Raw genomic sequence first — 19,891 nt, forward strand, 5'->3', positions numbered from 1 at the left:
CTCCATTCAAATGCACTTATTTATTGTCTATTTCTTCCTTCTATTATACTATTAAAATACAGAATTTTCTAAAATAGAGGGTTTATATGTTACAACAACAGTTAGAAGAAATTCGTAATAATAATTACATACTGGATAACACACTTAACATTGATTCTTTAAGTTCCAATATGCTTGAGCAAATTGGCGATACTGATAGCTATTTAAGGGACAAACTCATCTACTCTACTTTTTTTCATCTCATCAAGAAGGAATATCTTTCACACACACAATTACAGAAACTATTATTAGAAAGCATCAGTGAAAAATATTTATTGTATAAGATTCATTCAGATGATGAAGATGCGGTATTTACCCGAGCATTTACAACATTATTAATTGCCCTCATTATTGATGCTGATACAAATCATAATTTCTTATCACAGACTGATATTTCAAATGTAAAAGATCAACTAATTCTATATATGAACAACGAACATGATTTCCGGGGATATGTGCAAAAACACGGCTGGGCACATAGTATCGCTCATGCTTCTGATACATTTGAGGCGCTTGTGAATAGTCCTAAACTGGAAACTTTATATTACGAAGAAATATTACAAACTTTATTAAACAAAGTTTGTGTTCATTCCATCTATTACAAATATGAAGAAGATGAACGTATCGTTTATCCGATTGTCGCAATGCTACAAAATGGCTTAAAGGAAGAAGCACTCATATTAGCCCTTCGTGATTTAGTAGCTCAATTACCCGTTCAAAAACAAACATTACATATTGAATCATACGAGTTTCTATACGGAAATATAAAATCTTTCTTACGCAGCTTATTTTTCAGACTGCGCAAGCTTTCTATATGTGAAGAAACAGAATGCGAAATTGAAAAATTGCTACAAGAACTTCCAAAATATTATTAAAAAAAGAAGGCCACTCAAAAAGTGCCTTCTTCTATTTCACTAATATTTAATTGAAATTTCACGATCCAAACTGAGAAAAGGTGGACAAGAAGCGCAAACGCCATACATGCTCCGCTTAAAAAAGTTAGTATAGGATGCGAATACACGTGCCCCAATCCATAGGATACCGCCACGAAAAACATTGTTATGTAAATATAAATTGCTCCATGTATTTGCCTCATATAAACCTCCTTTTCCCATATTATAACATAAATTTTCTGATTATTCACATTAATCGCTTGTAATCAATATTTCTCAACTGTTACACCTCTTACAGCAGCCTTAATATATGGTGCTCCTTGTAAACTTTGTAAATCCTCTGTTTTGCCTGTTACGACTACACCGTATATTGGTAGGTCTTTGGGTTTGGTGTTTTTTATTTCTTTATAGTTTGTCCTAAAAGATTCTTAATATCCCTTTTATTTTCACTTAAAGATATCCAAATACAGCTGTTCTACATTTTTATCATAATAAAAAGCACATCTATTTTGATGCGCCCTTCACATATATTTTATTAACATATAAATCACTTTTTTGAAACAAAAACTCTCACTCATCTCTCTCCATACTATCGTTATGACTTAGTTTCCATAATAATTGAACGAGGATAAAACCCCAGCTTTTCATAAAACGATACAGCTTCATTTCCCTACACTACTGTTAATTCAATTTCATCTATCTTCTTCGCTTTAAACCATTCCACTGCACTATTCATTAATTTCAAACCAAATCCGTTTCTTCGGTATCTTTCATCAACGAATAAAACTTCAATCTTTCCGTTTACACTTTTGCTATACGCTATACAACATCCTAATATATTATCTGTTTCCGCCTCAACTAATAATTCAATTCTATACTCTCCATACTTTGAATTTTGTTTATAAATTTCAATACGTTCCTCAAATGTCATTCTTGGATAGTCACCAGAAAAATGCCTTGATGTATTATTATGATATTCATACAATTTATTTAAAGGTTCTCTTATTACTTCTATTTCATCGAGAGTGATATATTTATTACTAATTCTCATCCTACAGCATCTCCAATAATATATATTCCGACCAAAAAGATGACCCTTTTACGGTTATAAAATACCAATCTATTATTTCATCGCGTCCTTCACAACATCTTGAATCATAACGACTTCTGTTTTCATATCAACAGAAGGTGCTTCTTCATCAATACACTCATACCAAAATTCCAAGTGCTTTTTATCAATTTCATAATGAGAATTTTCGACAAGAGCCCCACCTTCTCCTTGCACAGAATACCAATATAAGTACTCTTCTCCATCTCTTATTTCCCGGAAAATTGTCTCAACGTACATCTTTTCGTCGTTTAATGTCAAAAGTACTTCTTTCATATTGTCATTCAGAAGTTGCATCCATTCATCTACACGATGACTTTTATCTTGTTTCACTTTAAATCTCGTTAACTCCACATTCATTTTTATTCCCCCGTTTTCTTACGTACAAACAATCTATATTCTATTGGATGATAAAAACTTAATTTACTAGCTAATTTTTGCGAAGGAATATTGTCTACATAACAATCCCAGCACGGTATAATATCATTTTGTATGCAATGTTCAATAAACCTTGCTGCAACAGCTTGGGCTAATCCTTTCCCTTGATATGCTTTATGCGTCACAATATCAATTTCAGCAAATCCGTTCCCACTAAATATTGAAACACATTCCGCTACAATCATTCCTTCTAGTTCTATACAAAATCCAAAACCACCGTTTAAAAACGTTTCTTTTGATCCCCAATATTCTTTGTAGTACTCCTCTGTAAATTCACTGCTTCGTTCTATATCTCTTCTATCAATACGCTTCACTTCATATGTATTTTTGTTACAATCTCGTTTTCTCTCTTCAAAGGTTACGCTTTGAAATTTCATTCGCGGAATGTTTCGAAGTACATGACTAAAACGTTCTTCTATCATCATTTCCCACTCGTTACTCGAAGAGAACAATGTAAATCTCTTCTCTGTTTTTTCAATAGCCTTTTTTATAAAAGAAAATAAATCTTCGTTATAATTTTGATCATCAGTATCACCAAATAAATAATAAATACCGTTAGCTGTACGAATTAGTCCTGCTGTTAATTTCTCGTTTGCAAAAACCTCACCATCTATCACTTGATCACATACCGCATAAGCAAACGTCGTCGTTTTTGTATGACTTTCTAAAATCGGAAGGATTTTTCTATACTCGGCTACGGATAATTTTTTCATAATTGCTCCACTTTAATCGTATCCGCCTCTATATGTTCAAAACAAAGATTTACAGTTCTCTTTAATGCTCTCGTTCTATGAATCTTACATGCTGGAATTAAGATTGAATCATTTGGCTTTAAAACCGCTGTTTCTCCATCTTCAAAATCAATAAGTAATTCTCCCTCTAACACAATAAATAATTCATCCGAATTAGAATGATAGTGCCAATCATATTCACCAGTAAATACAGCGATTCGTAAGCAATGACTGTTTATATTTGAAACGACGAAGTTTTTATGTTGATCTTTAATATCCTTTGTTAATTCTATTAAGTTCACAGTCTCCATCTTTCGTCCCATCCTTTCATTAGTCGTTCTTCTAAAAAACTAACTTAATCTCCACCACCTCCGCAATCTCCTCCACCATCACTTGAGCTACTACAGTCATTGCTACTGTAGTCACCGAATCCACTTGATGAGCTTGAAGCGTATGAAGATTTTTTGCTTCTTTTTCTATCTTTTTTACTTTCATGACTAGGCCATACTGTATCAAATAATATAAAGAATAAGACTAATTCTATTGCAACAAGGAGAAATTCTAAAATACTCTCAATAATATTAGGAGTTATCTCAAAACTGTAAAACACTCCAAATGAATACATACACAAAATTACATACAGAGCCATACAAATATACCGAAATATTTTCTCTATCGTAATGACTACTTTTTGTGAAAAAGGTATGTTCTGTTCCTTTTTGTTCTTTATATACCTTTGTCTCTTTGCCTGTTTTTTCTTCCTCTTTTTGCTCCCCATCGAATCCCCTCTTTTTATTATATAATTCTAAATTATCATAATAAAAATCGATTTACACCAATAAATAACAATTATTCACATGTTATTTCTCCATATAAAAAAGACCCTCCTCACGAAAAGGAAGGTCTCAAATGTATTTCTATTATGATAAAGCAGGAGCTTTTTCAAGAAGCTCTTTTGCATCAGCGTATTGTAAGCCGTGAGCTTCCGCAACTGCTTCGAATGTTACATAACCATCTAATGTGTTAATACCTTTTAATAATGCAGTGTTGCCTAAGCAAGCTTCTTTGTAGCCCTTGTTAGCAATTTGTACTGCATATGGTACTGTTACGTTTGTTAATGCAAGAGTTGACGTACGTGGAACTGCACCTGGCATATTAGCAACTGCATAATGAACAACGCCATGTTTTTCGTAAGTTGGGTTGTCATGAGTTGTAATACGATCAGTTGTTTCGAAAATACCACCTTGGTCAATCGCGATATCTACAACGACAGAACCTGGTTCCATTGATTGAATCATTTCTTCAGTTACAAGTTTTGGCGCTTTTGCACCTGGAATTAATACTGCTCCAATAACAAGGTCAGATTCTTTAACAGCTTCTGCAATGTTGTATGGATTAGACATTAATGTTTTTACTTGGTTACCGAAAATATCATCTAATTGACGAAGACGTTCTGCACTTAAGTCAATGATTGTTACATCTGCACCTAAACCTACTGCAATCTTAGCTGCGTTTGTACCAGCTTGACCACCGCCGATGATTGTTACTTTGCCGCGTTTTACCCCTGGAACGCCTGCAAGTAAAATACCTTTACCGCCTTTGTTTTTCTCAAGGAATTGTGCACCGATTTGTGCAGACATACGACCAGCCACTTCACTCATAGGTGCAAGTAATGGTAAAGAACGATTGTCTAATTGTACTGTTTCGTATGCGATTGATGCAACTTTGTTATCGATTAATGCTTTCGTTAATTCTGGTTCTGGAGCTAAGTGTAAGTATGTGAATAAGATTAAGCCTTCACGGAAATAGCCGTATTCACTTGCTACTGGCTCTTTTACCTTCATAACCATATCTTGATTCCATGCTTCTTCAGCAGTTTCTACAAGTTTCGCACCAGCTTGTACGTATTCTTCATCTGTAAAGCCAGATCCTAAACCTGCTCCTTTTTGAACAAAAACTTCGTGACCATTTTGTACTAAATGTACTGCTCCCGCTGGCGTCATTGCCACACGGTTTTCATTGTTTTTAATTTCTGTTGGAATACCGATACGCATGATTAGTTCCCCCTTGAGTTATGAAATGACCCCTGAATCATTTTTTAAAGCGCTTTCTACGCTCTTATATTTTAACATAATATCTCAATATTTGACAAAAAAATAACACGAGTTTTCCGATAGATTTAATTTTATATTAAAGGACAGTATTATCCGCACCTCTCAGCACAATGGATAAACTGTCCAATTATTCGAAACTTCATCTTATTTTATTCTATCGATGTCTATGAATAACATCCACTGCACCAGTCACTTCAATAATTGTACCGGTAATCATATCGGAATCGTCCTCACATAAAAACGAAATGGTTCTTGCAATATCTTCACCTGTTCCAGATCTACCAATCGGTGTGTTATGCTCTTTCAGCTGACGTGCTTCTTGAATAGTTGCCTCTTTCATATCGCCAATAATATCACCAGGACATACCATGTTCGCAGTGATACCATACTCCGCTTCTTCATAAGCAACTGTTTTCGTTAATGAAACAAGTCCTACTTTCGCTGCGGCAAAAGCTGAACGATAAATCCATCCCGGTGCACTATCCGCCCCTTGAAATCCGTAATTAATAATACGGCCAAAGTTCTGTTTTCTCATGACCGGAACGACAAGTTTTAATAAATGAAATACCGCTGTTAAATTTCCCTGAATCATTTCATTCCATTCATCTTCTTCATAATCAACTAACTTTTTTCGTTCAAATACATATGGACCAGCATTATTAATTAAAAAGTCAATTTTGCCAAAACGGCTCATCGCTTCTTCTACTATTTTATGTAAATCTTCCTTTTTCGTGACATCCGCTTGCACGAATTGTAGACGCTCTTCCACATCTTTATATGTTTCTTTCATCGTTTCCATAGCCGTGATATCGCTATGGTACGTTACTGTTACTGAATAGCCTTTAGCCAATAACTTTTCTGTTACTTGCTTTCCTAAACCTTTCGTACCGGCTGTAATGAGCGCATGTCTCACAAAACTGCCCCCTTTTAAATTGCTATACTTCATATGTAACAAGTTCTCGCTCCAATTACAACTAAAATGAATTGAAACAGAGTTTTCAAAATTCTGTAACGTTTCTGGCAAGCACGTTACCAAAATTTGTTTTATAATTAAGTTGTAAACAGTTATAAAACAGATTGGGAGGAATTTACTATGAATAATACATATACAAATATTTTAATCGCAGTGGATGGTTCTAAAGAAGCAGAAAAAGCCTTTAAAAAAGCAATTCAAGTCGCAAAGCGCAACAATGCAACATTAACAATTGCTCATATCGTTGATGTAAAAGCATACTCAGCAGTAGAAGCTTATAGCCGTGCAATTGCGGAACGTGCAAATCTATTTGCAGAAGACCTATTAGAAGACTACAAAAAAACTGCGCTTGAAGCTGGTCTTGAAAAAATTGAAACTGTATTAGAATTCGGTAATCCTAAATCAAAAATTTCAAAAGAAATCGCTCCAAACCATAAAGTAGATTTAATTATGTGTGGTGCGACTGGTTTAAATGCTGTTGAGCGTTTCCTAATTGGTAGCGTCTCTGAACATATTATTCGCTATGCGAAATGCGATGTCCTTGTTGTTCGTGGTGATGAAGAGCAAGGTGAGCTTTAATTTATAGATAAAACACCAAGTCCACATAGGCTTGGTGTTTTTCATTTTATAAACTTCACTATAAACAAAAGACATGCTACGACAACAACGGTAATTGCCAACACATAAGGCGGAAGAAACTTCAAAGACCATAATGCCATCATAATCGTCGCAACCGTTAAGTACGTTCGCCTTGCACCTTCTGTCATTTTTTTACGAAATAAGAAAACATACAAATAACCAATTGGCGGCGTAATAAAGCAAAGAACGTATATGATTTTTGATTTTAAATACCACTTTTGTTCTCCAAGTTTCTTTATATCCCCTTCTATTCTCTTATGCTCTTGTTCTTTCTCTTCTTCTACAAGCGGATTTTCCTCTTCTCCTCGCTTTTCTTTCATATAAGGAAGAAAGTGCATAAAAAAATAGTATGCGAATACGAATGCTCCAAATCCAATATTTACTCTTTCTAATGGAATATGTTCACTAAAAAAAGCAGCAGTAAGCACTAAAGACAAACAGTATGTCATCATCCAAAAGGAACGTTTTCTCTTTTTCCGTTCCATTTCTTTTTTGCCTTGTATATCTTTTCTTTTCGAAAGCCATATAGAAATAAAGCAATCTACTACAAATAGAGCAAAAATAAATATCGCAACGTGTACTGTTTCTAAATCCTCAAATGAAAAGATATTTGGGAATGCAACATGTAATACAATGAATGTGTACAAAATTAGCCCTATAAAATAAATACGTCTCATTTTCCATCCCTTTCTTATTTCCTAACATTACGTTAACATACATTTTTTAGAAATAGACGGACAAAATATATATGTGTAAAAAAGGAGGATGCTATATGGATGATTCTGAACGCATTATTTTAGATGTGAACGGCAAAGAAATTGAAATGCTAGATACGATTCGCACTCATTTTAAAGAGAAGCACGGCGTTGAACTAAGTAATGGTGCATTACTTCGTGATTTGATGGATATTGAGTATATTCGAATTACGGAAGATCGACATAAGTATGATTAAAAGAAAACGACTGCAGGCGAATGCCATCAGTCGTTTTCTTTCTTTATTTAAGCTCTTGATGTTTCCCGCCCATACCACCAGACTCATTGCTATCTTGGTGTACAGTTAGTTTATTTGTTTTCGCATCTTTTAAAACTCTATATGTATATGATTCATTTGGTTCATCTTTAAACTGTACATTCATACCATAAGAATCCATTTTGCTATAAAAGGCCGGTTTTATATATAAAATATCACTTTCTTTATATCCTTTATCTTGTAAATGCCACATCGTTGCGATAACCGCTTCTTCTCGCTTTTCTTTTTCACCAACATACATATATTTGTCCAAAAGAAACACTTTAGCATTTGCAATTAAGCTAATTAACAGTACAATGATCAACACTATTTTTTTCATAGACTTCCCCTAAATTGTTATTTTTTACTACATTGTAACTTAAATGCTAGTAAAAAATAAAGTACGCCAGACTTTACTAGACTGGCGTACTTCCCAACTCAATTCTTAATAACTTCTTTCGTTAACCCCTTCGCCTTCTCCAAAGCGTTTTTGATTTGTTCAAACCCAGTCCCGCCAGCACTGTTACGACGCTTTACAGCTGCATATGGTGACAGCACTTCATACAAATCTTCTTCAAATAAGGAGCTCATTTCTTTATATGTTTCAAGAGAGACATCTAATAAATAAATTCCTTTTTGTGTGCAATATAGCACTAACTTTCCAACAATTTCATGAGCTTGACGGAATGGTAGTCCTTTGTTCGCTAAATAGTCAGCAATTTCTGTTGCGTTGGAGAAATCTTGCGTCACAGCTTGCCCCATTTTTTCTTTGTTTACAGTCATCGTTTCAAGCATGCCCGCCATAATATGAAGGCATCCTTCTACTGTTTTAACTGTATCAAACATTCCTTCTTTATCTTCTTGTAAGTCTTTATTGTAAGCGAGCGGTAATCCTTTCATTACTGTGAGTAAACTGAATAAATTACCGTATACTCTGCCTGTTTTACCACGGATTAGTTCCGCCATATCCGGGTTTTTCTTTTGCGGCATAATGCTGCTTCCCGTTGCATATTGATCGCTCATTTCAATAAATTGAAACTCTTGGCTACTCCATAAAATAAGTTCTTCGCAAAAGCGTGATAAGTGCATCATAAGCATAGAGGAGTTACTTAGGAACTCCAGTATGAAATCACGATCGCTTACTGCATCTAAACTATTTTCATAGATTCCATTAAATCCAAGAAGCTCCGCACTATACTCTCGGTCAATGGGGAATGTCGTTCCAGCTAACGCTCCTGCTCCTAATGGCGAAATGTTAATACGTTTTAACGAATCTTCATAACGATTCACATCACGCTCTAACATCCAAAAGTAAGCGAGAATATGATGAGCAAATGAAATCGGCTGGGCACGCTGCAAGTGCGTATAGCCCGGCATAATGGTTTCAATATTATTTTCTGCTTGTTGAACAAGAACAGTTTGCAATTGTTTTGTAGCTTTTATAATATGTTCTACCTTTTCTTTTAAATACAAATGCATATCTGTCGCTACTTGATCATTACGACTTCGGCCAGTGTGAAGTTTTCCTCCTACTTCGCCAATTTGTTCAATTAACATTTTTTCGATGTTTAAATGAATATCTTCTGCTTCTACTGAAAATTGTAGCTTATTCTCTTTTGCTTCTTTCAATAAATATTGAAGACCTATCTTTATTTTCTCTGCTTCTTCTTTCGTCACGATGCCCTGCTTTGCTAGCATCGTGACGTGCGCAATACTTCCTTTTATATCTTGATTTACTAATTGTTGATCGAAGGAGATGGATGCTCCGAACTCTTCAACCCATGCTTCCGCTTCTTCTGTAAAACGTCCGCCCCAAAGTTTGCTCACGCTTCCACCTTCTTTTGATTCACTTGGCTGTATACTTTCGTCGGTAAACCGAATAATGAAATGAATCCAACTGCTGCATCATGATTAAATTCATCTTGAGCAGTATATGTTGCTAATTTTTCATCGTATAAAGAGTATTCAGATTTACGTCCTTCTACAATCGCATGACCTTTAAATAATTTCACACGCACTGTACCTGTTACATTCTTTTGCGTTTCTTGTAAAAATGCATGAAGCGCTTGTTTTAAAGGTGAGAACCATAAACCATTATAAATAAGTTCTGTTATTTTCTGTTCAATCACTGGTTTAAAATGTGCTACTTCTTTTACGTGTGTTAAATCTTCCAACTCTTTATGCGCAGTGATTAACGTCATTGCTGCTGGGCATTCGTATACTTCACGAGATTTAATACCGACAAGACGATTTTCTACGTGATCAATACGTCCAACGCCGTGTTTTCCAGCAAGCGCATTTAACGTTTTAATTAATTCTGCAAGTGAATATGCAGTGCCATTTAAAGTAGTCGGTACGCCTGCTTCAAATCCGATTTCTACAAACTCTGGTTTATTCGGTGTATCTTCTAATGCCAATGTCATCTCATATGCATCTTCTGGCGGCGCTGCCCATGGATCTTCTAAAATTCCACATTCGTTGCTGCGTCCCCATAAGTTTTGATCGATTGAAAACGGGCTATCTAAATTAATCGGAATTGGTACATCGTTTTCTTTTGCATATGCAATTTCTTCTTCACGTGACCACTTCCATTCACGTACAGGTGCAATCACTTCTAAGTAAGGATTTAATGCTTGAATAGAAACTTCAAAACGAACTTGATCATTTCCTTTCCCTGTACATCCGTGTGCAACTGCAGTTGCGCCTTCTTGTTCTGCGATTTCTACTAATTTCTTCGCAATAAGCGGACGAGATAATGCAGAGACAAGAGGGTATTTCCCTTCGTATAATGTGTGTGCTTGCATCGCCATCAATGCATATTCGTTTGCAAATTCTTCTTGAACATCAATCATATATGATTTAATTGCACCTACTGAAAGTGCCTTTTCTTTTACAAATGCTAAGTCTTTACCTTCCCCTAAGTCTAAACAAAGCGCGATAATATCATAATTCTTCTCTTGTAACCATTTAATTGCAACGGAAGTATCAAGACCTCCGGAATATGCTAATACAACTTTTTTCTTCTCCATTTTGCATCCCCCTAAAGAATAAATATTCATTTTCTTTTATAATAATTCACACTTTACCACCTTTCACAAAATGTATCAAGAGTCATTTTCAAATTTTTTCAAACAATTTCGTCGAACTTCTTTCTGTTTTTATGTACAATATAAGCAGGAAAACGGGGGTGAACTTATGGAAAAGTATTTCTTATACGATGAACATCTAGGAATTGAAATTCCACATTTACAAGAAGACTGGGAAGAAATCCCCGAAAAAATGCAACATGCTATTTTACTAAAATGGGAACAAGTTCGCGGGAAAATTCCTGATCGTATAAAAGAACTTGAGCACTATATTAATACAAAACAACATTATTTAAATAACGAAGAAGACTTCGAAGTTTCTTGTAAACTAAATTCAGAAATTGCCGATCTTGCTTCCATCATTAATGACCTTTGGCTTTGGTATCGACTCACTCAAAATGTATCTGAGGGGAAAGCACACCAATGAAAAAAGCATGCCCCTCAATAACTTTGGGTCATGCTTTTTTTGTCATAACATGATTTACAATATATTTCTTGTGCTGTTTTCGCCAAACATACATCGAATGGACCAACTAATATACTTCTTTCTTTCGGCAACTTTACAAAAGCAACAAGCTCTTCTTCATATTGAATTTTTTTCTGACATGAAATGCATATTAATTCTTTTCTTTTGAACATGTCTTTTAGCATACCTTCACTCTCCCCTTCATCTATCTATATTAATATACTCTCATAATAGTTAAGACTTGTAAAAAAATGACACATTCTGAATCGAATGATTCATATACTATGTACAAAAGGAGGTTTAAAAATTATGCGTGCTTTCGTTATTATCACTTTAACTTTTTTAAGTGTGATTAGTTGGGATGCGTTTTTTAAAGATAAAAGTGATGAAAAGAACACAACGGAATAAAACCCTTTTTTCTTACTTATTGGACAAACCGTTATAAACTGTCCAATCCTCCGAAATAACTTAGGCTTTTCTACAAAAATATTTAAACATAACATTTTTTGTAGATTCCCTCCGTTTATTGTCGGTTTCCATCCGCATACATTTTTTAAAAGTATGATATAATAGTATAAATCTTGAAGGAAGGGATTTTGATATCATGATCGCTCGAAGGAGCATGTGGCATCGTATTGACGAATCATACACGTAGCGTATTTTTCAGCTCAGATACTTTAGTCTAGCGAAAAAAATACGAGAGTGGGGAAATTATGATTGCCCGAAGGATAATTTGGCAAAAAAAAGACTCTTCTTACACATAGCGTTTTGTTTAGGACTTAATTGTTACTAACTAAACAAAACAAAGAAGAGCAGGATTGCTAAATGACGAATCCTACTCCACGTTTTGTTTAGTCGTTTTAAGACTTAAACTAAAACGAAGGTAGGGAGAATTGATGGACGAGAGGATTATTCGTTATTTCTTCAGCGACATATAGCGTAGTTAGTTTTTTCGTAAACTAACTGAAAGCTACATGTGAGCTCGTAGTTAGTTTACAACACAAAAAGGACTACTAACTACGGAAAGAAGGAATAACGATGAGGAACATCCAAAGTCGGCAAATTATTAAAGAAATTTTTATGGTTTTAATCGGTTCATTTATTTTAGCAGCAGCGCTATATCACATTCACTTCCAAAACCACTTAACAGAAGGTGGATTTGTAGGAATTGCACTATTCATTCAAAACTTTTATGATATTTCACCATCTATTTCAACTGTATTAATGGATATCCCAATTATTTTACTGTGCGCTTCATTTTTAGGTAGAAAAATGGTTGGTTATTCATTCCTAGGTTCAATTTCATTCGGAGTATTTTATTCCTTTATGGAAAATTATTCTCCATTTACGGTAGATTTATCAAATAACTTATTTATAGCTGCAGTAGTTGGCGGTGCGTTAGCTGGTATTGGACTCGGTTTTATATTACGATTTGGCGGTGCAACCGGTGGAGACGATATTTTAACAATTGTATTAAGTAAACGAACTCGTTTTACAATTGGGCAAATTTTCTTCGTTTTTGACGCGATTGTTCTTGCGCTTTCATTATATTATTTAAATTGGACAGAAATTGCTTTTACTATTCTTTCGATTGCCGTACAGGCAAAAACATTGGATTTAATTTATTATCCAAAAACAGAAAAAACAGCAGAAAAGCAGCCAGTATCTGTTCCAATGTCCAAAAAACATGCAACGAATTAAAAAAGCGAAAGGCTTCGGCCTCTCGCTTTTTTTATGCTCTTTTTTCTTTCTCGACTATATGGCGCACTTGATAAAATCTATTTGCAAATTCAGTAACGTTTCTTGTTAAACGATAATTCACTGTAGATCCAATTGCCATTCCAATTACCGGTATACCTTGGAATAATTTACGACGAAGAGCATAAATCGAAAATGTCTTCAAAATTTGTTTTAACACAACCTCAGTAGAAGCTGTTTGTAGCACTGCTTCGTCTCCTTCGTAAAAGAACGAATCTTCTTGCTCCAGCTCTTGCAATAAATTGTACCATGCATATTGCTGAAGTCTTCCTGGTAGTAATGACGCATGAAACACCTTTAACGCAAGCATCATTTCATACGGCTTGTTCACATCATGTCCAAATGATGTTGCAATAAGTTGGACTGCCTTCACATTTAACGCGATCATAACCGGAAAATCCGCCGTTAATAATAATAAACCTCCAGCACCTGTTGCCCCACCTTGTACAAATGAATATAGACGATGACGTGCTGTTTGCTGCTCTGCTATGTATGTTAATTGATCAATAGATAATGCTTTCAAATCTTCAAGCTGTTCAATCGATTCATCAAATAACCTTGATGTTCCTAAAATCCGATTACGTGCATCTAACTGTGCTTGTGAACTTTGAATAAATGCATGCAAATGAAAGAGCCATCCATCTGCTTTCGTGAAGAATTCTTTTCGCTTTTTCTCAGGTAATCTCGCAACTGTAGCATGTAACCATTTATCAAACACTTTTTGAAAATCGGTCGCTTCTTGCTCAACTAATTGCGCTTCCCATTCTTTTATATTGTCTAAAATGGCTTGTTCTCGCTTCGATCGCATCGTAACAACCACCTCGTTCGATTTTTTTCTATTGTAACATATTTCTGCTTATTCTTTGCAAATATGCTTGTCTATCTTTATTCACATACCATTTTTGAATGGCATAAAATATTAACAAAAAGGATGAGATAAATCACATGAATCTATCCGATATAAAAAAAGAATATAATGCGGTATTCAGCTTAGGACAAAACTGCTGGCCCGCTTGGGCATTATATCAATTAGAATTATCACCATTTTTTGGCGTTATTGATTTTATGCTAAGTCCCTCATTAGAAAAAGTGAATGTATTATTACAAAATCGATTTGACCGCTTTTTAAATTCAGAAAATTTATCCTTCATCTCATTTTGGGATGATGATGCAAAATTAAGATTAAGGGACAACCTTTATGAAATTGACTCCTGTCATGACTTTAAAACAGATGTAAACACACCAACTTCTTGGCCTTCTTATACAGAAATTAAGTTAAACTATGAACATCGTATTAATCGTTTTCTAGCTACAATTGAAACGGCAGAATCCATATTATTTATTCGAACTGGAGGAACATATGAAGAAGCATGTTCCCTAGAACAAATTTTATCTCAAATCGTTACACATACATTCTCTGTCCTGTTACTAATTCCTGCCGATATACCAACTATCACCCAAGAAGATTGGGGATTACAACGTATTTGCGTTATGAAATGTCCTATTATGGATGTATACCAATACAATGAAGCATTTTGGAAAGACTTATTTGATGGAATTACAATTAGACCGCACACTTAAATACACGATACTTTTATCACACCATACATTATAATCGTCCTTATACAAAACAAATAAGGAGTGATTCTATATGTATCCACGTGCAAAAGCTTTCGGTCTTGCTGTACATCAAGATCGCCTTCTCGTACAAGAATATTATACAGAAGGCGAAATATATTATCGTCCTCTTGGCGGTTCAATTGAACTTGGTGAAAAATCAGCACATACTGTTATTCGGGAGTTTAAAGAAGAGCTTCATACGGAGATAGAAATCACCAATTATTTAGGGTGTTTAGAAAATGTCTTTCATCTCGATGGAGACATTGGTCATGAAATCATTCAACTATATTCTTTGCGTTTATTAGACACGTCACTATATGAAATGAAAATATTAAATATACAAGATGAAGAAACAGTAGCGTATGCGAAATGGATTCCTATTACGGCATTCATTCAGAAAGAAAAAATATTATATCCAGATGGAGTTTTAAAATACATCCAAAAGAAAAAAGACGAAATCCTATAGGATCTCGTCTTTCTTTTCATATATTAACCAATATCACCAAGACGTAGTACGTCACGAGCAATCATAACTTCTTCGTCAGTTGGAATTACGATAATTTTTACTGGAGAGTGTGGGAAGTTGATGAATGCTTCTTCACCGAATACGTTATTACGTTTTGCATCGAAGTATACGCCCATGTACTCAAGGCCTTCTAATACGCGCTCACGAATAATCGCACTGTTTTCACCTACACCAGCTGTGAAGATGATTGCGTCTACACCTTTCATACGAGCAGTGTAAGAACCGATGTATTTGTGGATACGGCTTACGAATACATCAAGTGCTACTTTCGCACGGTGGTCGCCTTCTTCTTCTTTCGCAATGATGTCACGTAGGTCACTAGAGTAACCAGTAAGACCTAACATACCACTCTTCTTGTTTAATACGTTAACTACTTCTTCTACTGTTTGGCCTGTTTTTTCCATGATGTATGGAATTAACGCAGGGTCAAGGTTACCAGAACGTGTACCCATTGTTACACCAGCAAGTGGTGTGAAGCCCATAGAAGTATCGATAGATTTACCGCCTTCTACTGCTGCGATACTTGCACCGTTACCTAAGTGACAAGAAAGTAAGCTTAAGCTTTCAATTGGACGACCTAATAATTCAGCCGCACGCTCAGTTACATATTTATGAGAAGTTCCGTGGAAACCGTATTTACGGATGCCGAATTTTTCATAGTACTCATATGGTAAGCTGTATAGGAATGCAGATTCCGGCATTGTTTGGTGGAATGCTGTATCGAATACTGCTACTGCTGGTACGTTTGGTAATACTTCTTGGAATGCTTTAATACCAACAACGTTTGCTGGGTTATGAAGTGGTGCTAAATCGCTTAATTCTTCGATATCAGCTAATACTTCATCAGTAATTAAAACAGAGTCAGCAAATTTTTCGCCGCCGTGAACAACACGGTGACCGATACCGCCAATCTCATCTAGAGATTTAACGATTCCGTTTTCAGTTAACTTTTTAAGAAGCATATTAACTGCTACTGCGTGATCTGGAATGTTTGTAATTTCTTTTTGTTTTTCGCCATCTACAGTAATAGTGAAGATACTATCTTCTAAACCGATACGTTCTACTAAACCTTTTGTTAATACTGTTTCACTTGGCATTTCAAATAATTGGAACTTTAAGGAAGAGCTTCCTGCGTTAATCGCGATGATTTTTGACATCTAGTCTTTCGCCCCTTTTTCTCTTGGTAGTTGTGTGGATGTTTCCACAAACCGCTCGATTTTATCTGATCAAATTCACCAAATATGAAAACGTTTCATCATTAGCAAATTTTATACTCACGATTTTAATTTAAACATCGTCCGACATATATTTCAAGTGAAAAAATTGTAACACCAAGAAAAAATATATATTACAGATTTCAAAAAAATTCAGTTAAATCTTGTATATATTTAAAAATATGACATATTATATAAAACTGTACTACATGAATCACTAATGCTGTTACATATACCCAGCTTTATTTATGTGTTGCAAACCAAGTATTTAATTGATCCATAATGTCTTCCATCGCCTTCATGTTAGAGAATTTAGGCAACTCCACTAATAACGCCTGTTTTGGCATTGTTACATTAGCGCCTTTCTTTTGGAGAACAAATATACTTTTTGCATTTTTCTCGTTTTTAAACATGGAAACAGGAAGCTGTAATAACCCTTGAATAAAGCATGTTTCTTTAATAAATGCATGTAATTTTGGTGCCTGGTCACTTTCAAAAATGAAGTTTGGTACTAAGAAGAATAAGTAACCGCCCTCTTTCGTATGTTTCACACTTTGTTCAATAAATAAGTGATGGGCATACGACATTCCTTCATCTGCTTTTAATTTATATTCACTTGCACCGATTTCGTTTGGATAATAACCAACCGGTAAGTCTGAAACGACTGCATCAACTGGATCGATATAAAGTGGTGCTAGTCCATCTTGATGGAAGAATTCGATTGCATGCTTTTGTAAATTTGCATTTACTAAAGCAAGTTTAATTAGCACTTCATCCACTTCTACACCAAATCCACTCATTGTTAGTCCTTCTTTGGCGCTATTAAACACTGTAGTCATTAAGTTACCTGTTCCAATTGCAGGATCTAAAACTGTGATCTCGTTTTGACCTTGCATAAATTTATGGAATAAGTAACTCATGAACATTCCAACTGCATCAGGTGTCATTTCGTGATTCGCTTGTACGCCTTCTTTCATTCCTTTTAAGATGGCTAACTGAAATGCTTTACGAATTTCTTCACCTTTATATGTTTCTTCATTAAACGTACTATATTCACGATTCAGCCTTTCAATTGCTGATTCGGATAATTCCTCTTGTAAAATCGCTCCCTCAAACAAGTTATCACCTGTCTCTACAAGCGCTTCTAAATATGTTACATCTAATTCTTTACGTAAAACTACCGCAGAAGAATCAAAAATAGAAAATAATGTTTCTACTGTCTGACTCACGTACATTCCTCCTTCTCTTTTTTACACATAACTTATATCATACCACAAAGTGATTTTTTCCAAAAAGAAAAAGCGACCTCCTATCAAGAGCTCCCCTTTAGTTATATATGATATAACGTTTTTTCTCATATATCGATGCTGTTACAGAGCAATATATGAGAAAAAACGACCTCTTTATAAGAGGTCATTTTCATCACATTACTTCGCAGATTTAGCTGCTTCTAATGCTGCTTCATAGTTTGGATGGCTTGTACCTTCGCTTACGTATTCTGCGTAAACTACTTTGTCATTGCTATCTACTACGAATACTGCACGAGCAAGTAAACGAAGCTCTTTCATTACTAAGCCATAAGCTTCACCGAATGAAAGGTCGCGGTGGTCAGAAAGTGTAACAACATTTTCTAAACCGTTTGCTGCACACCAGCGTTTTTGAGCGAATGGTAAATCAGCGCTAATTGTTAATACTTTCGCGTTTTCAATACCTGCTGCATCTTGGTTAAAACGACGTGTTTGTGCATCACACACACCTGTGTCGATTGAAGGTACAACACTAATTAATTTCACTTCACCTTTGTATGTTTCTAAACTTACTGGAGATAAGTCGTTTGCTAATACTTGGAAGTTTGGCGCTTGATCGCCAACTTTAACTTCTGTTCCAACTAAAGTCATTGGATTACCTTTAAAAGTTACGTTTGCCACTTGAAAATCCTCCCTTATTTAAACAAAATATGTACAATGTAAATGATAGTTTGTCCCTATCGATAATGCAAATAAAATCGCTTTATTTACAAAAAAATTAAAGAAGCTAACCTATTGATTAGCTTCTTTATTCGTTAAATTTGAAATTCAGGATCATCTTCTTTTCGTTTATCCATCATTTCTTTCACTTTATCAACAGCTTGTGGCGCTAATTCAATTATTTTATCGATGACGTGTGTTTGTTTATCTAAGTGCAATACTTTCACACCATCTCCATTTATAACAAGAAAGGCAACAGGATTAATAGAAACTCCTCCACCACTTCCCCCGCCAAATGGATGACGGCCCGAATGTTCTACTTTACCAAATTCACTTCCACCAGCAGCAAATCCGAAACTCACTTTCGAAACTGTAAGAATTACGCTTCCATCTGCCGCTTTAATTGGGTCACCAACAATTGTATTTACATCAGTCATTTGTTTTAAATGCTGCATTGCTGTTGTCATTAAACCTTGAATTGGATGGTCCATTCTATATCCCCCCTATGCTTGAACAGATTTTTCTGTCATACCAGATCTTTGTCTTCTCATAAATACGAGTAATTTGACGCCAGTTTTTATAGCGCGGAATATACGAAAAGATGCTGTTAACTCGCATCTTGATGCAAATCCTTTCCCTTGAAAAACTGGGGTAATTTCAAATTCTGGTACGTCGACAATATGCATATATTGTCCGACAACTCCAGCAGCCATACCTTTTGTCCCCCATGCATATCCAGTGACAATTCCAGTACTAGCTGCATCGCCTGCTCCAATTTGTGTATGCCATTTCCAACCATTGATTTTCACTCGTTTGAGAAAATCTTTAACAATAGTATGAACTTCTTGAAGCTTTTTTATCAGTTCACCAATGCTGTCAAGTTGCGCCATAATTTTATTATCGAGTCCGCCGTCCTCTTCAGCTTTTTCGATTTTCTGTCCTGTCTTTTTCTGCTGTTTTTCAATTCTTTCCAACACATCAAATGTATATCGAATCATCCATATTTTCACTTGAAGCAAACATTGCTTTTCCATTTCTGAATATAAAAATGTCACCTTAAGCTTTATTTTCGACAATAGTATAAACAAAATAAAAAGAAGAAGAATTATTATTCCAATTACGAGCCACTTCATACGTATCATCCTTTCACTCCGTACCCATTATCGACAAGTTTATTCATCGTTAAACAGAGTTTTATAAGATTGAATATAAAAATTTTTCTAAAAATAAAAAGGTATTTTGACAATTTATATCGAAATATATTATTTGAACATATCATCAGGGAACGGACTCTAATGATATGTAGCACG

Annotated in this window: 25 protein-coding genes and 2 pseudogenes; 7 read left to right on the plus strand and 20 right to left on the minus strand. The window is 35.1% G+C overall.

The annotated features are described in order from the left end of the window. The first annotated feature begins 86 nt into the window (after window positions 1-86). Entirely contained in the window at window positions 87-914 is an 828-nt protein-coding gene (locus V7S45_RS22840) for a DUF2785 domain-containing protein (protein ID WP_342761499.1), read from the plus strand. Window positions 915-928: 14 nt separating this feature from the next. Here V7S45_RS22840 and V7S45_RS22845 read toward each other — a convergent pair whose 3' ends face one another. The 9 genes and pseudogenes from V7S45_RS22845 to V7S45_RS22885 all read right to left on the minus strand — a co-directional run bounded on the left by V7S45_RS22845 (window position 929) and on the right by V7S45_RS22885 (window position 6,269). Further along, the gene (locus V7S45_RS22845) at window positions 929-1,135 is read right to left on the minus strand and encodes a hypothetical protein (protein ID WP_001248908.1); all 207 of its coding nucleotides are present in this window, start codon (window positions 1,133-1,135) and stop codon (window positions 929-931) included. 63 nt (window positions 1,136-1,198) lie between these two features. After that, a pseudogene (locus V7S45_RS22850) lies at window positions 1,199-1,369 on the minus strand (anti sigma factor C-terminal domain-containing protein); the annotation flags it as partial. Window positions 1,370-1,527: 158 nt separating this feature from the next. Further along, a pseudogene (locus V7S45_RS22855) lies at window positions 1,528-1,983 on the minus strand (GNAT family N-acetyltransferase). Window positions 1,984-2,055: 72 nt separating this feature from the next. Then, complete coding sequence (locus tag V7S45_RS22860) at window positions 2,056-2,400, minus strand: DUF6176 family protein (RefSeq protein WP_001100223.1); 345 nt, start codon at window positions 2,398-2,400, stop codon at window positions 2,056-2,058. Window positions 2,401-2,402: 2 nt separating this feature from the next. Continuing rightward, window positions 2,403-3,191 (minus strand): GNAT family N-acetyltransferase, encoded by a 789-nt coding sequence (locus V7S45_RS22865; RefSeq protein ID WP_000736747.1) that lies wholly within the window; start codon window positions 3,189-3,191, stop codon window positions 2,403-2,405. Further along, window positions 3,188-3,520 (minus strand): cupin domain-containing protein, encoded by a 333-nt coding sequence (locus V7S45_RS22870; RefSeq protein ID WP_000450925.1) that lies wholly within the window; start codon window positions 3,518-3,520, stop codon window positions 3,188-3,190. Before V7S45_RS22870 ends, V7S45_RS22865 begins: the two co-directional genes overlap by 4 nt. A 44-nt stretch (window positions 3,521-3,564) precedes the next feature. Continuing rightward, window positions 3,565-3,987, minus strand: a complete 423-nt coding sequence (locus V7S45_RS22875; RefSeq protein ID WP_205171924.1) for a hypothetical protein — start codon at window positions 3,985-3,987, stop codon at window positions 3,565-3,567. Between the two features lie 142 nt (window positions 3,988-4,129). Further along, window positions 4,130-5,263, minus strand: coding sequence for an alanine dehydrogenase (gene ald / locus V7S45_RS22880; RefSeq protein ID WP_001219403.1), 1,134 nt, complete (start codon window positions 5,261-5,263; stop codon window positions 4,130-4,132). 214 nt (window positions 5,264-5,477) lie between these two features. Continuing rightward, complete coding sequence (locus V7S45_RS22885) at window positions 5,478-6,269, minus strand: SDR family oxidoreductase (RefSeq protein ID WP_002024902.1); 792 nt, start codon at window positions 6,267-6,269, stop codon at window positions 5,478-5,480. 147 nt (window positions 6,270-6,416) lie between these two features. On the opposite strand from V7S45_RS22885, the gene V7S45_RS22890 reads away from it, so the two are divergent. Next, window positions 6,417-6,875 carry a universal stress protein gene (locus V7S45_RS22890; protein ID WP_001066673.1) on the plus strand — a complete coding sequence of 153 codons (459 nt, stop codon included), beginning with the start codon at window positions 6,417-6,419 and terminating at the stop codon, window positions 6,873-6,875. A 41-nt stretch (window positions 6,876-6,916) separates the two neighbouring features. Here V7S45_RS22890 and V7S45_RS22895 read toward each other — a convergent pair whose 3' ends face one another. Continuing rightward, on the minus strand, window positions 6,917-7,612 hold the full coding sequence (locus tag V7S45_RS22895; RefSeq protein ID WP_001252878.1) for a hypothetical protein: 696 nt from the start codon (window positions 7,610-7,612) through the stop codon (window positions 6,917-6,919). 95 nt (window positions 7,613-7,707) lie between these two features. On the opposite strand from V7S45_RS22895, the gene V7S45_RS22900 reads away from it, so the two are divergent. After that, entirely contained in the window at window positions 7,708-7,887 is a 180-nt protein-coding gene (locus tag V7S45_RS22900) for a hypothetical protein (RefSeq protein WP_000342760.1), read from the plus strand. A 43-nt stretch (window positions 7,888-7,930) separates the two neighbouring features. Here V7S45_RS22900 and V7S45_RS22905 read toward each other — a convergent pair whose 3' ends face one another. The 3 genes from V7S45_RS22905 to V7S45_RS22915 all read right to left on the minus strand — a co-directional run bounded on the left by V7S45_RS22905 (window position 7,931) and on the right by V7S45_RS22915 (window position 10,973). After that, window positions 7,931-8,284 (minus strand): DUF3139 domain-containing protein, encoded by a 354-nt coding sequence (locus V7S45_RS22905; protein WP_000725032.1) that lies wholly within the window; start codon window positions 8,282-8,284, stop codon window positions 7,931-7,933. A gap of 98 nt (window positions 8,285-8,382) precedes the next feature. Next, complete coding sequence (argH, locus tag V7S45_RS22910; protein ID WP_000041246.1) at window positions 8,383-9,771, minus strand: argininosuccinate lyase; 1,389 nt, start codon at window positions 9,769-9,771, stop codon at window positions 8,383-8,385. Next, window positions 9,768-10,973, minus strand: coding sequence for an argininosuccinate synthase (locus V7S45_RS22915; protein WP_000412315.1), 1,206 nt, complete (start codon window positions 10,971-10,973; stop codon window positions 9,768-9,770). The genes argH and V7S45_RS22915 overlap by 4 nt, the downstream gene beginning before the upstream one ends. A 166-nt stretch (window positions 10,974-11,139) precedes the next feature. On the opposite strand from V7S45_RS22915, the gene V7S45_RS22920 reads away from it, so the two are divergent. Further along, window positions 11,140-11,457, plus strand: coding sequence for a hypothetical protein (locus V7S45_RS22920; protein ID WP_000417218.1), 318 nt, complete (start codon window positions 11,140-11,142; stop codon window positions 11,455-11,457). 14 nt (window positions 11,458-11,471) lie between these two features. Here V7S45_RS22920 and V7S45_RS22925 read toward each other — a convergent pair whose 3' ends face one another. After that, entirely contained in the window at window positions 11,472-11,681 is a 210-nt protein-coding gene (locus V7S45_RS22925) for a hypothetical protein (RefSeq protein ID WP_000910274.1), read from the minus strand. 853 nt (window positions 11,682-12,534) lie between these two features. Here V7S45_RS22925 and V7S45_RS22930 point away from each other — a divergent pair. Next, window positions 12,535-13,197, plus strand: a complete 663-nt coding sequence (locus V7S45_RS22930) for a YitT family protein (RefSeq protein WP_001244515.1) — start codon at window positions 12,535-12,537, stop codon at window positions 13,195-13,197. Window positions 13,198-13,228: 31 nt separating this feature from the next. Here V7S45_RS22930 and V7S45_RS22935 read toward each other — a convergent pair whose 3' ends face one another. Continuing rightward, window positions 13,229-14,062 (minus strand): EcsC family protein, encoded by an 834-nt coding sequence (locus tag V7S45_RS22935; RefSeq protein WP_017674361.1) that lies wholly within the window; start codon window positions 14,060-14,062, stop codon window positions 13,229-13,231. 137 nt (window positions 14,063-14,199) lie between these two features. Between V7S45_RS22935 and V7S45_RS22940 the strand changes: the two genes are divergently transcribed. After that, window positions 14,200-14,835, plus strand: coding sequence for a DUF1796 family putative cysteine peptidase (locus V7S45_RS22940; protein ID WP_342761500.1), 636 nt, complete (start codon window positions 14,200-14,202; stop codon window positions 14,833-14,835). 70 nt (window positions 14,836-14,905) lie between these two features. Beyond that, window positions 14,906-15,340 (plus strand): NUDIX hydrolase, encoded by a 435-nt coding sequence (locus tag V7S45_RS22945; protein ID WP_000283500.1) that lies wholly within the window; start codon window positions 14,906-14,908, stop codon window positions 15,338-15,340. 23 nt (window positions 15,341-15,363) lie between these two features. Here V7S45_RS22945 and ackA read toward each other — a convergent pair whose 3' ends face one another. The 5 genes from ackA to V7S45_RS22970 form a co-directional block, all read right to left on the minus strand. Continuing rightward, complete coding sequence (gene ackA, locus V7S45_RS22950) at window positions 15,364-16,557, minus strand: acetate kinase (RefSeq protein WP_000034574.1); 1,194 nt, start codon at window positions 16,555-16,557, stop codon at window positions 15,364-15,366. Window positions 16,558-16,856: 299 nt separating this feature from the next. Continuing rightward, entirely contained in the window at window positions 16,857-17,843 is a 987-nt protein-coding gene (locus V7S45_RS22955; RefSeq protein WP_000084367.1) for a class I SAM-dependent methyltransferase, read from the minus strand. 198 nt (window positions 17,844-18,041) lie between these two features. Then, complete coding sequence (tpx, locus tag V7S45_RS22960; protein ID WP_000024525.1) at window positions 18,042-18,542, minus strand: thiol peroxidase; 501 nt, start codon at window positions 18,540-18,542, stop codon at window positions 18,042-18,044. A gap of 134 nt (window positions 18,543-18,676) precedes the next feature. Then, window positions 18,677-19,072: a GerW family sporulation protein gene (gene ytfJ / locus V7S45_RS22965; RefSeq protein ID WP_000350003.1), complete on the minus strand. Its 396-nt coding sequence runs from the start codon at window positions 19,070-19,072 to the stop codon at window positions 18,677-18,679. A gap of 12 nt (window positions 19,073-19,084) precedes the next feature. Further along, window positions 19,085-19,723, minus strand: a complete 639-nt coding sequence (locus tag V7S45_RS22970; RefSeq protein ID WP_002164419.1) for a DUF2953 domain-containing protein — start codon at window positions 19,721-19,723, stop codon at window positions 19,085-19,087. Between the last annotated feature and the right edge of the window lie 168 nt (window positions 19,724-19,891).

The organism is Bacillus sp. BR3(2024) (genome assembly GCF_039134555.1).
Taxonomy (GTDB): Bacteria; Bacillota; Bacilli; order Bacillales; family Bacillaceae_G; genus Bacillus_A; species Bacillus_A cereus.

What these genes read in the sequence shown, in the direction of transcription:
- V7S45_RS22840 (WP_342761499.1), top strand. Translation starts at nt 87, where the DNA reads ATGTTACAACAACAGTTAGAAGAAATTCGTAATAATAATTACATACTG.
- V7S45_RS22845 (WP_001248908.1), bottom strand. Translation starts at nt 1,135, where the DNA reads ATGAGGCAAATACATGGAGCAATTTATATTTACATAACAATGTTTTTC.
- V7S45_RS22860 (WP_001100223.1), bottom strand. Translation starts at nt 2,400, where the DNA reads ATGAATGTGGAGTTAACGAGATTTAAAGTGAAACAAGATAAAAGTCAT.
- V7S45_RS22865 (WP_000736747.1), bottom strand. Translation starts at nt 3,191, where the DNA reads ATGAAAAAATTATCCGTAGCCGAGTATAGAAAAATCCTTCCGATTTTA.
- V7S45_RS22870 (WP_000450925.1), bottom strand. Translation starts at nt 3,520, where the DNA reads ATGGAGACTGTGAACTTAATAGAATTAACAAAGGATATTAAAGATCAA.
- V7S45_RS22875 (WP_205171924.1), bottom strand. Translation starts at nt 3,987, where the DNA reads ATGGGGAGCAAAAAGAGGAAGAAAAAACAGGCAAAGAGACAAAGGTAT.
- ald (WP_001219403.1), bottom strand. Translation starts at nt 5,263, where the DNA reads ATGCGTATCGGTATTCCAACAGAAATTAAAAACAATGAAAACCGTGTG.
- V7S45_RS22885 (WP_002024902.1), bottom strand. Translation starts at nt 6,269, where the DNA reads ATGAAGTATAGCAATTTAAAAGGGGGCAGTTTTGTGAGACATGCGCTC.
- V7S45_RS22890 (WP_001066673.1), top strand. Translation starts at nt 6,417, where the DNA reads ATGAATAATACATATACAAATATTTTAATCGCAGTGGATGGTTCTAAA.
- V7S45_RS22895 (WP_001252878.1), bottom strand. Translation starts at nt 7,612, where the DNA reads ATGAGACGTATTTATTTTATAGGGCTAATTTTGTACACATTCATTGTA.
- V7S45_RS22900 (WP_000342760.1), top strand. Translation starts at nt 7,708, where the DNA reads ATGGATGATTCTGAACGCATTATTTTAGATGTGAACGGCAAAGAAATT.
- V7S45_RS22905 (WP_000725032.1), bottom strand. Translation starts at nt 8,284, where the DNA reads ATGAAAAAAATAGTGTTGATCATTGTACTGTTAATTAGCTTAATTGCA.
- V7S45_RS22915 (WP_000412315.1), bottom strand. Translation starts at nt 10,973, where the DNA reads ATGGAGAAGAAAAAAGTTGTATTAGCATATTCCGGAGGTCTTGATACT.
- V7S45_RS22920 (WP_000417218.1), top strand. Translation starts at nt 11,140, where the DNA reads ATGGAAAAGTATTTCTTATACGATGAACATCTAGGAATTGAAATTCCA.
- V7S45_RS22925 (WP_000910274.1), bottom strand. Translation starts at nt 11,681, where the DNA reads ATGCTAAAAGACATGTTCAAAAGAAAAGAATTAATATGCATTTCATGT.
- V7S45_RS22930 (WP_001244515.1), top strand. Translation starts at nt 12,535, where the DNA reads ATGAGGAACATCCAAAGTCGGCAAATTATTAAAGAAATTTTTATGGTT.
- V7S45_RS22935 (WP_017674361.1), bottom strand. Translation starts at nt 14,062, where the DNA reads ATGCGATCGAAGCGAGAACAAGCCATTTTAGACAATATAAAAGAATGG.
- V7S45_RS22940 (WP_342761500.1), top strand. Translation starts at nt 14,200, where the DNA reads ATGAATCTATCCGATATAAAAAAAGAATATAATGCGGTATTCAGCTTA.
- V7S45_RS22945 (WP_000283500.1), top strand. Translation starts at nt 14,906, where the DNA reads ATGTATCCACGTGCAAAAGCTTTCGGTCTTGCTGTACATCAAGATCGC.
- ackA (WP_000034574.1), bottom strand. Translation starts at nt 16,557, where the DNA reads ATGTCAAAAATCATCGCGATTAACGCAGGAAGCTCTTCCTTAAAGTTC.
- ytfJ (WP_000350003.1), bottom strand. Translation starts at nt 19,072, where the DNA reads ATGGACCATCCAATTCAAGGTTTAATGACAACAGCAATGCAGCATTTA.
- V7S45_RS22970 (WP_002164419.1), bottom strand. Translation starts at nt 19,723, where the DNA reads ATGATACGTATGAAGTGGCTCGTAATTGGAATAATAATTCTTCTTCTT.